The organism is Nitratidesulfovibrio liaohensis (assembly GCF_011682075.1).
GTDB classification, from domain to species: domain Bacteria; phylum Desulfobacterota; class Desulfovibrionia; order Desulfovibrionales; family Desulfovibrionaceae; genus Cupidesulfovibrio; species Cupidesulfovibrio liaohensis.
Map to the genome: position 1 here is coordinate 1 of NZ_VSMK01000049.1, position 8,344 is coordinate 8,344.

The following is an 8,344-nucleotide window of genomic DNA, read 5'->3' on the forward strand; positions in this document are numbered from 1 at the left end:
GCATCCACCGCCCCGACGGCAGCCCGGTGGGCGAGGCGCGGGTTGTGGAATGCACCGCGCGCGACTGTGTGGCCCGCGTGCCCCACGACCTGGACGTGCAGCCCGGCGACGTGGTGACCCTGCCCGACATGGCGCCCCAGCCCGCGGAAGCCCGCGGCGCGTGATTGTCCGGCAACGGAATTGCCGCGCAAGCGGAACAGGCGGAACAGGAGAGGGACATGGACTGCCCGGAATTGCTGAAAAGCTGCCGCATCCTGCTGGTGGACGACGAGGACGGCTTTCGTGACGCGCTGCTGCGCCGCATGCGCAAGCGCGGCGTGACCATGGACGGCGTGGCCAGCGGCCGGGCCGCGCTGGAGTGGCTGGCCGGGCAGACCGTGGATGTGGTGATCCTGGACATCCAGCTGGGCGACATGGATGGCCGCGACGTGCTGCGCGAAATCCGCAAGTCCGGCGGCGAAGACCCGGCGGTGATCATCCTGAGCGGGCACGCCTACACGGACATCGCCCTGGACGCCATGCGCGCCGGGGCCAGCGACTACCTGCTCAAGCCCTGCCCGGTGGAGGAACTGCTGGAGCGCATCGAGACCGCGTACGAGCAGGTGCTGGAGCGCCGCGCCGTGCTGTAGGGCCAGCGCGGTTGAGCCCACAGGTGCGGTAGTGAATTTTGCCGGGCAGCCCCCGGCACGGCGTGACCCGCCGTCAGTGTTCCACGACAGCATACGCCCATCCCCCCTCGCAGTCCGGGGCGGAACCTTCGCAGCAGACGGTTCCGCCCCGGATTCATTTGCGGCGGGCGGCATGGCGCAATGCCCCCTCGCAACGGGTCGAAGACGCTTGACCATGCGGCCAGATGCGGGGCGGACGGGGAAGGGGCAGGGCGAAGAATGGTGCCTGGCGGCAGGGGGAAGGAACGTTCGGCGTATTGATGGCAAATCGGCGTGGCGGGTACGGCAGCAGGCAGGGACTTCAGTCGCGCAGCAGCACCCAGGTCAGTTCGTGCTTGTTGTGGGCCAGGTGCAGCAGGCGCGATCCCGGCACCGCCGCGAAGGCGCGCGCCGTGGCGTGGTCCGTATCGGCCTGGAACTTCAGGGTGCACACGAAGTTGCGACACTGGCCCAATTCCAGCCAGCGGCCCACGGTGGCCAGCAGCCTGTCGGGGTAGCAGATCACGTCCGAGAACAGCCAGTCCACGGCCCCGGCGTGGCGCGGGTCCAGCCCGAAGGCGCTGCCGGTGCAGAAGTTCACGTTGGGGTGGGCGGCGATGTGCGGGGCAATGTCCGCCTTGTCCACGCTGAACACCCTGGCACCCAGTTCCGCCAGCACCCAGGTCCATCCGCCGGGGCAACTGCCCAGGTCCAGGCACAGTTCGCCGGGGCCGGGGCGTTTGCCGATGAGGGTAAACAGCTCCCACAGCTTCAGGTAGGCGCGGGTGGGCGGCACGGTGCGGTTTTCCTCGAAGCGCGGTTCGCCGTCGGGAAAGGGGCTGGTGCAGCGGGCGGATGCCAGCACCAGGTCCGGCTCCCACAGGGTCCACGAGCCCAGCGGCGCCGTGGGCGGGGCATCGCCAAACGCCACGGGCCGGACGGCCACACGCGGCAGTTGCTCCTGAATCAGCGCGGCCCGGCGGTGGTGGCCGGTGGCGTGCAGGTGCCAGTTGCGCTGGATGGTCTTCAGCTTGCGGGCCGCATCGCCGATGGAGGCCACGGGGATGGCCACGGGCTCCAGCCAGACGTTCTGTGCCCATGCCGCCGGACGGGCCGGACCCTCGGCCACCACCAGCCGCCCGCGCATGTCCAGCACGCGCGCGCCGTGCAGGTCTTCGAGCTCGTGGACGAGGTCGTCGGTGAACCCGGCGGCGGCGATGTAGATGGTGCGGTCAGCAAGGTGGGGGGCGGTCATGTTCGTGTGTCCGAAGGGTCCGAGGAAAAGGGGCGGATGCCCGGCACAGGGCGCGTACGGCGGCGTGGGCGTGCCTGTAGCGCGGCGCGGCATGAATGGCAAGCCGCGTGGCGGGTGTCAGCCTGCCCACCGCTCGCGGATGCCCTCGATGGCGTCAATATTGTCCAGGAAGGCCCGCACCACGTCCGGATCGAATTGCGTGCCGGAACCCGCCACGATGGCGTCGCGGCATTCTTCGCGCGTGAAGCAGCGCTTGTAGGGGCGTTCGCTGCGCAGGGCATCGTACACGTCAACCAGCGCCACGATGCGCGCCTCCATGGGAACGTCGTCGCCCCGCAGCCCGAAAGGGTAGCCCGTGCCATCCCACCGTTCATGGTGCAGCAAGGCCAGCATGCGGGCCAGGGCCAGAAAGGGGTTGCCGTCGTCCCCGCGTGGCAGCAGGTACGAAGCGCACGAGGCTCGCGCATCGTCCCGGTCCAGCGGGCCCAGCAGTTCGCACCCGAAGGCGCAGTGGCGGCGCATCAGATCCCATTCCCCTGCGTCCAGTGCGGCGGGTTTCAACAGGATGTTGTCCGGGATGCCTATCTTGCCCACGTCGTGCAGCGGCGCGCACTGGCGCAGCATGTCGCAACGGTCTTCCGGCAGGCCAAGCGCACGGCCCAGCAGCGCACTGATCTCGCCCACCCGGATGACGTGCATGCCGGTCTCGTTGTCCTTGTATTCTGCGGCACGGCTCAGCCGTTGGAGGATCTGGCGGCGGGTGCGCTCGATTTCGGCGGTGCGCTCGCCCACCATGCACTCCAGACGTTGCTGGTAGGCGCGGTTTTCGCGCAGCAGACGGGCGCGTTCCAGCACCTTGTCCAGGGTCAGTTGCAGGATGTTGAAGTCGTGCAGGGGTTTGGTGATGAAGTCCCACGCCCCGGCGCGCATGGCCCGGATGGCGTCATCCACCACCCCCACCCCGGAAAGGACGATGGTGGGCAGGTCCGGGGCGTGTTCGCAGGCATGGGCGAGAAAGGCGTACCCGTCCATGACCGGCATGTTCAGGTCCACGATGACCGCCTCGACATCGGGCAGGTGGGCGTCCAGCACCTCCAGTCCCTGGCGGCCGTCGGCGGCTTCGAGCGTTTCGTAGTCCATGTCCTCGAGGTAGGCGCACAGCGAACGCCGCAGGCCCTCCTGATCATCGATGACCAGCACGCTCATCGCGGGTTCCTCCGGTTTGCCGGGGCATCTGCGGGGTGCGCGCCCCTTGCGGGCTCCGTATCTCCCGTAACCCTGGGGGGCGTGTCGTGTGCGCCGCGTCTGCCCAGCACCTGGTAAATGCGTTCCGCCAGGCGTGCTGCGTCGTGGGGTTTCACGAACACGTCCTCCGGCCCCACCCCGGCGGCGCGCAGGGCTTGTCCGGGTTTCATGTTCACCGAGCCGGTGTGCACCAGAAAATGGCGGCACATCGCGCGGCCTGCCGCTTCCAGGATGAATTGCTCGCCGTTCATTCCGGGCAGGCGCATGTCCACCACGCACAGGTCCGCGTGTCGGGCCGCCAGGGCCGCCAGCGCTTCTTCGCCGGAAGCGGCGGCGCGCACGGAGAAGGCGTCGAAGTCTTCGAAATAGGCCATGAGCATGCGGCGGATGGGCTCCTCGTCGTCCACGATCAGCAGATCGATGGGCGGCTCGTGGGCGGACGTGTGGCAGAGGGGAGACGTCATGCAGAGGTCTCCTGCGGAACGGTGGCGGGTGCATCCGCGGGAAGCTCGATGATGAAGCGGGTGCCCCGGCCCGGTGCCGACTCCACCTCCATCCGGCCGCCGTGCCCCTTGGTGACGATGAAATACGAGACCGACAGGCCAAGACCCGTGCCCACCCCTGGCGCCTTGGTGGTGAAGAACGGCTCGAAGGCCCGGTGCAGGACCTCCGGGGGCATGCCGGGACCGTTGTCGGCAATGACGATGCGCACTCCCCCCGGCAAGGCGGTGATGTCGATGTCGATGCGCGGGGCTTCCACGGGCGGGTCGGCCGTGGCCATGGCCTGGGCCGCGTTGCGCAGCAGGTTGATGGCCACCTGCTCGATTTCCGTTTCCGTGCAGTTGATGGGCGGCAGTTCGTCGTCCATGTGCAGCGAAACATCTATTTTTTTGAAATCGTAGCTTTTCTTGAGGTCGTAGTCGCTCTGGGCCAGGGTAAGCGCGCGGTGCAGCACGCCCGGCAGATCGCAGAGCTTGCGTTTGGATTCGCTGCGCCGACTGAATTCGAGCATGTGCCGGATGATGGCCGAGGCGCGCAGGGCGGCGTCCTGGATGTCCGCCAGGAACACGTCCAGCTTGCGTTCGCGCATGTAGCGGGCCAGCAGTTCCATGTCGAGGCCCATGGCCTGCGCCACGGCCACGTTCTTGGCGAAGTCGGGCCGGGTGCGTTGCGCCATGTTCTGCGCCGCCTGCAGCACGATGCCGAGGGGGTTGTTGATTTCGTGCGCGATGCCCGCCGCTATGCCCCCCAGCGAAACCATTTTCTCCGTCTGGATGATCACTTCCTGCATTTTCTTGATCTGCGTGATGTCGCGCAGCACGGCCATGACGTGAGCCTCGCCGTCGATGCGCAGCAGCGCGCACGACAGCAGGCAGTTCATGGGCGTGCCATCCTTGTGCCGGGCGGAAAACTCGTGGTTGCGCACCGCGCCATCCCGCCGTACCTGGCCGTACGGGGCGCGCAGCGTGGCGCCGGGGGCACGATGGCCAGTTCGCTGGCGGGGGTTGCCAGCACCTCGTCGCGGGTGAAGCCGAACATGTGGATGAACGCCTGGTTCACGTCGCGCACCGTGTCGTCGTCCAGCCGGGCCACCACGATGGCGTCGGGGCTGAGCTGGAACAGCTGGAAGAACTTCTGTTCCGACTGGCGCAACTGCTCTTCGGCCTGTTTGCGGATGCTGATGTCCTCTATGGAGCCGTCGAGGAAGGCGGGGTTGCCGTCCGCATCGGGCTGGAGCGAGGCGTTGATGATGGCGTGGAAGGCCGACCCGTCGCGGCGCAGCAGTTGGCATTCCATGCGCACGCCCTGCGGGGTTTCCCGCAGCATGTCCAGCAGGCGCAGGCGCTGGGCCGGGTGGGGGTGGATGGCCAGCGTGCGGTTTTCGTTCCGGCTCAGCAGTTCCTCGCGGTCGGCGTAGCCCAGCATGCGCGCCAGGGCCGGGTTGGCGTCGAGCAGTCTGCCGTCGTACCGCGTGCGGAAGATGCCGATGGGGGCGTTGCTGAAGATGGCGCGGTATTTTTCCTCGCTGGTCTTCAGGGCTTCTTCCGCGGCCTTCATCTCGGTCACGTCCACGGTGATGGACAGGATGGCCTCTTCTCCGTCGAAAGCCACGGGCACGGCAGAGAAGATGATGTGCCTGTACGATCCGTCCTTGCGCCTTACCGCGCTCTCCACGTTGTGCAGGCCGCCCAGGTTGCGGACCGCGCGGCGGAAGGCCGCTGCCTCTTCGGGCGACGCGCCCGAAAAGCGCAGGGGATCGCCGCGCAGCGCCTCTTCCCGGTCCACGCCCTGCGAAGCCAGAAAGGCCCGGTTCACGTCGAGGTAGGCCCCGTCGGACATGCGGTTGATGACGATGGAGTACGGGGCGCTCTCGAAAATGGTGCGAAAGCGCCGTTCGCTTTCCAGCGCGGCCTCGCGATGCTGTTTCAGATTGTGGATGTCGATGTTCAGGCCGATGATGCGCGTGGGGTGCCCCGCGTCGTCCCAGGCCACGGCCTGGCCCTTGCCCAGCACCCAGCGCCATCCCCCGTCCGCATGGCGCATGCGGAATTCCGACTCGTAGCCGCCCCTGCCTCCATGTTTCACATATTCATTAAGTATTTTGGACGCATGTGGCGTGTCTTCCGGGTGCATCAGGCTGAACCAGCCCGCATAGGTGTGGGAGGTGGAATCGGGCAGGTGCCCCAGCATGGTGTACCATTCCGGGCTACAGTATGCGGCGCCGGTTTTCGGATCGTATTCCCAGGTGCCCGCGTTGGTGGCCCCCAGTACCAGGGCCAGCCGGGTGGACTGTTCCTCGGCCTTGCGGCGCGCATGGTCGAGGGCGTCCACCTTTTCGCGCAGTCTGCGTCGCAGCACCCAGGTGACCAGGACAAGCCAGACCACCATCACCACGGCCCCCACGGCGGCCACGCGCAGCATGCGGCGCTGGTCCGGGGTGAGTACGCCGCCGGTGTCCAGGCGTATCCAGCGGGCCTTGGTGCCTTCCAGCTCCTCCGGAGGGATGGCGGCAAAGGCCTTGAGCACCGCGCTGCACAGCAAGGGGTATTTTTTGCTGATGCCCAGGCTGAGCGGGTAGCCGAGGTCGGTGGCGCCGACAACCTTCAGGTTGGGCAGTTGTTCCTTGTCTATGTAATGGGCGGCCACGGCCAGGTTTTCCACCATGGCGTCCACCACGCCGAAGGATACGTCGCGCAGGCCGGTCTGCACGTTGGGCACGGGCACCACTTCCATGCGCCCCCCTTCCGAGTGCCGACGGACGTACGCCTCGGTGACGTAGCCCCGTACCACGGCCACGCGGCGACCGACGAAGTCGGAGAGCTGGCGGCCCTCGCCTTCGCCGCGCCGGGCGATGATGGCGGTGGGAATATCCACGTAGGGCGGTGTGAATTGCGCATATATCTCCCTCTCGGGGGTGCGCACTATGACGGGGACGAGGGCCATGTTTCCGCTTTCCAGCGCCGCGAGTTGGGTGGGCCAGTCCGGAGCCGGTGTCTTGGCGAAACGGGCTCCCAACTGTTGCTCGACCAGGGCCACCACGTCGGCTGCCAGCCCCTGGAAGGAGCCTTCCGGCCCAATCATTTCGTAGGGCGGAAAGTTCTTGTCGAAGTACAGGGTGAGCTTGTCGGGGTTGTCGGCAAGCCAGGCCTGCTCTGCCTCGGTCAGCGCGGCCCGAGCCCCGGCGGGGGCAGGGCGCAGCAGGCACAGTACCATGGCCGCCAGCAGCACCACGCAGAGCGCGGCACGGCGGCGGGCGCGCCGACCGGACCGAGGGGGCGGTGCGATGGGCGCGGTGTTGCTGTCCGGGAGCATCTGTGGCCCTCCATGGGGGCGACCATTTCCAGCAAGGCGACGAAGTGGCGGATGCTGTCAGTATGGACCAGTTGGCGGGGCCGCGCAATGCACGCGCCGCTGTTTCGTTTCTAACGCGGACTGCGGGCCGTCCGATATCGGGAGCCGTGTCCCCGGTAAGGTCCGCTTGCGAAGGGGCCGCCGTTGCCTGTACACCTGCCATACCCGTCCCCTCTGCCGCAGGAGCAGCCATGTCCACCCGCACTCACCACCCCCGGATCGGCGCCGCGCACCGCATGACGGCCCTGTGCCCGCTGCTGGTGCTGCTGGTGCCCTTTATGGCGGGCGTGGGGCTGACGGCGGCCCAGTCGCTGGGGTGGTTGCTGCCGATCCAGTACCTGCCGGAGCAGGGCGCGCTGGGGCTTTCCGCGCCGGATGTCCGGGATGCATGGGCGGGCTGGCGGCAGTTGGCCCAGCCGCACATGGCGGGGGCACTGCTGCTGGGGCTGCGCGTGGCCGGGGTTTCGGCCCTGCTGTCCGTGGCCGGGGGTGCGTTGCTGGCCTACGGGGTGTGGCGGCTGCCCGCCCGCATGCAACTGGCGGCACTGGTGTTCCGGGTGCCGCTGGTGCTGCCGCACATCGTGGTGGCCTTTCTGGCCATCGTGTTCTGGAGCCGTTCCGGCCTGGTGTCCGCCGCGCTGCATCAGGCCGGGATAATCGGCGGACAGGCGCAGTTTCCCGCCCTGCTCTGGGGCGGCGACGGCCTTGGCATGGTCCTGGCCTACACCTACAAGGAATTGCCCTTCGTCATGCTGCTGGCCGTGGCCTCGTTGCGGCGGCTGGACCCGCGCCTGATCGAGACGGCCCGAATGCTGGGGGCCGGGCGGTGGGCCGTGCTGCGCGACGTGGTAGTGCCGCACCTTGTTCCGGTGTTGCACGCCTCGTTCCTGATCCTGTTCCTGTACGCCTTCGGCGCGGTGGAAATTCCCCTGCTGCTGGGCGAATCCACACCGGCCATGCCGGGTGTGGCGGCCTACGACCTGTACTTTCTGCGCTCGCTGGAAGACCGCCCCGCCGCCGCCGCCCTGCTGACCCTGTTGTTGCTGTGCTGCGCCGGGTTCGTGACGGCCTACGTGCGCCTGGTGGCCGGGCTGCGAGGCCGGGAGCGCCAGCTGTGACCCCACGCAACGGAACGGGCCGGGCGGATTCGCGTCCTCAGCTGCGCCCTGATCCGCAGAAGGGAGCGCGCCTGTTTCTGGCGCTGCTGTGGCTGCTGTTCGGCTTGCCCCTGCCGGTGCTGGCCCTGTGGGCCGCCGCGCCCGGCTGGGCCTGGCCCGACCTGTGGCCCGCCGTTCTTGGCGGGCGCACGGTAGCCTTCGTGCTGGCCAACCGGCAGTCCATCGCC

The 8,344-nt window shown here is 68.1% G+C and carries 7 protein-coding genes and 1 pseudogene; 3 read left to right on the forward strand and 5 right to left on the reverse strand.

Translation table 11 applies throughout. The annotated features are described in order from the left end of the window. Window positions 1–218: 218 nt before the first annotated feature. On the forward strand, window positions 219–629 hold the full coding sequence (locus FVW27_RS02230; RefSeq protein ID WP_167122386.1) for a response regulator: 411 nt from the start codon (window positions 219–221) through the stop codon (window positions 627–629). A 340-nt stretch (window positions 630–969) separates the two neighbouring features. Here FVW27_RS02230 and FVW27_RS02235 read toward each other — a convergent pair whose 3' ends face one another. The 5 genes from FVW27_RS02235 to FVW27_RS02255 all read right to left on the reverse strand — a co-directional run bounded on the left by FVW27_RS02235 (window position 970) and on the right by FVW27_RS02255 (window position 6,960). Next, window positions 970–1,902 carry an SAM-dependent methyltransferase gene (locus FVW27_RS02235; RefSeq protein WP_167122388.1) on the reverse strand — a complete coding sequence of 311 codons (933 nt, stop codon included), beginning with the start codon at window positions 1,900–1,902 and terminating at the stop codon, window positions 970–972. A 117-nt stretch (window positions 1,903–2,019) separates the two neighbouring features. Then, window positions 2,020–3,108: a response regulator gene (locus tag FVW27_RS02240; RefSeq protein WP_167122390.1), complete on the reverse strand. Its 1,089-nt coding sequence runs from the start codon at window positions 3,106–3,108 to the stop codon at window positions 2,020–2,022. Next, a complete protein-coding gene (locus tag FVW27_RS02245; RefSeq protein WP_167122392.1) occupies window positions 3,105–3,611 on the reverse strand; it encodes a response regulator in 507 nt (168 codons plus the stop codon). Before FVW27_RS02245 ends, FVW27_RS02240 begins: the two co-directional genes overlap by 4 nt. After that, window positions 3,608–4,528 carry a sensor histidine kinase gene (locus tag FVW27_RS02250; RefSeq protein ID WP_167122394.1) on the reverse strand — a complete coding sequence of 307 codons (921 nt, stop codon included), beginning with the start codon at window positions 4,526–4,528 and terminating at the stop codon, window positions 3,608–3,610. The genes FVW27_RS02245 and FVW27_RS02250 overlap by 4 nt, the downstream gene beginning before the upstream one ends. Next, entirely contained in the window at window positions 4,525–6,960 is a 2,436-nt protein-coding gene (locus FVW27_RS02255; RefSeq protein ID WP_167122396.1) for a PAS domain S-box protein, read from the reverse strand. The genes FVW27_RS02250 and FVW27_RS02255 overlap by 4 nt, the downstream gene beginning before the upstream one ends. A gap of 230 nt (window positions 6,961–7,190) precedes the next feature. Here FVW27_RS02255 and FVW27_RS02260 point away from each other — a divergent pair, with 230 nt between their 5' ends. Both FVW27_RS02260 and FVW27_RS02265 read left to right on the forward strand, forming a co-directional pair. Continuing rightward, a complete protein-coding gene (locus FVW27_RS02260; protein WP_167122398.1) occupies window positions 7,191–8,117 on the forward strand; it encodes an ABC transporter permease subunit in 927 nt (308 codons plus the stop codon). Further along, window positions 8,114–8,344: pseudogene (locus FVW27_RS02265) on the forward strand (ABC transporter); the annotation flags it as partial. The gene FVW27_RS02260 and the pseudogene FVW27_RS02265, both read left to right, overlap by 4 nt.

Coding starts and splice junctions, on each gene's coding strand:
- FVW27_RS02230 (WP_167122386.1), top strand. CDS start 219: ATGGACTGCCCGGAATTGCTGAAAAGCTGCCGCATCCTGCTGGTGGAC.
- FVW27_RS02260 (WP_167122398.1), top strand. CDS start 7,191: ATGTCCACCCGCACTCACCACCCCCGGATCGGCGCCGCGCACCGCATG.
- FVW27_RS02235 (WP_167122388.1), bottom strand. CDS start 1,902: ATGACCGCCCCCCACCTTGCTGACCGCACCATCTACATCGCCGCCGCC.
- FVW27_RS02250 (WP_167122394.1), bottom strand. CDS start 4,528: ATGAACTGCCTGCTGTCGTGCGCGCTGCTGCGCATCGACGGCGAGGCT.
- FVW27_RS02240 (WP_167122390.1), bottom strand. CDS start 3,108: ATGAGCGTGCTGGTCATCGATGATCAGGAGGGCCTGCGGCGTTCGCTG.
- FVW27_RS02255 (WP_167122396.1), bottom strand. CDS start 6,960: ATGCTCCCGGACAGCAACACCGCGCCCATCGCACCGCCCCCTCGGTCC.
- FVW27_RS02245 (WP_167122392.1), bottom strand. CDS start 3,611: ATGACGTCTCCCCTCTGCCACACGTCCGCCCACGAGCCGCCCATCGAT.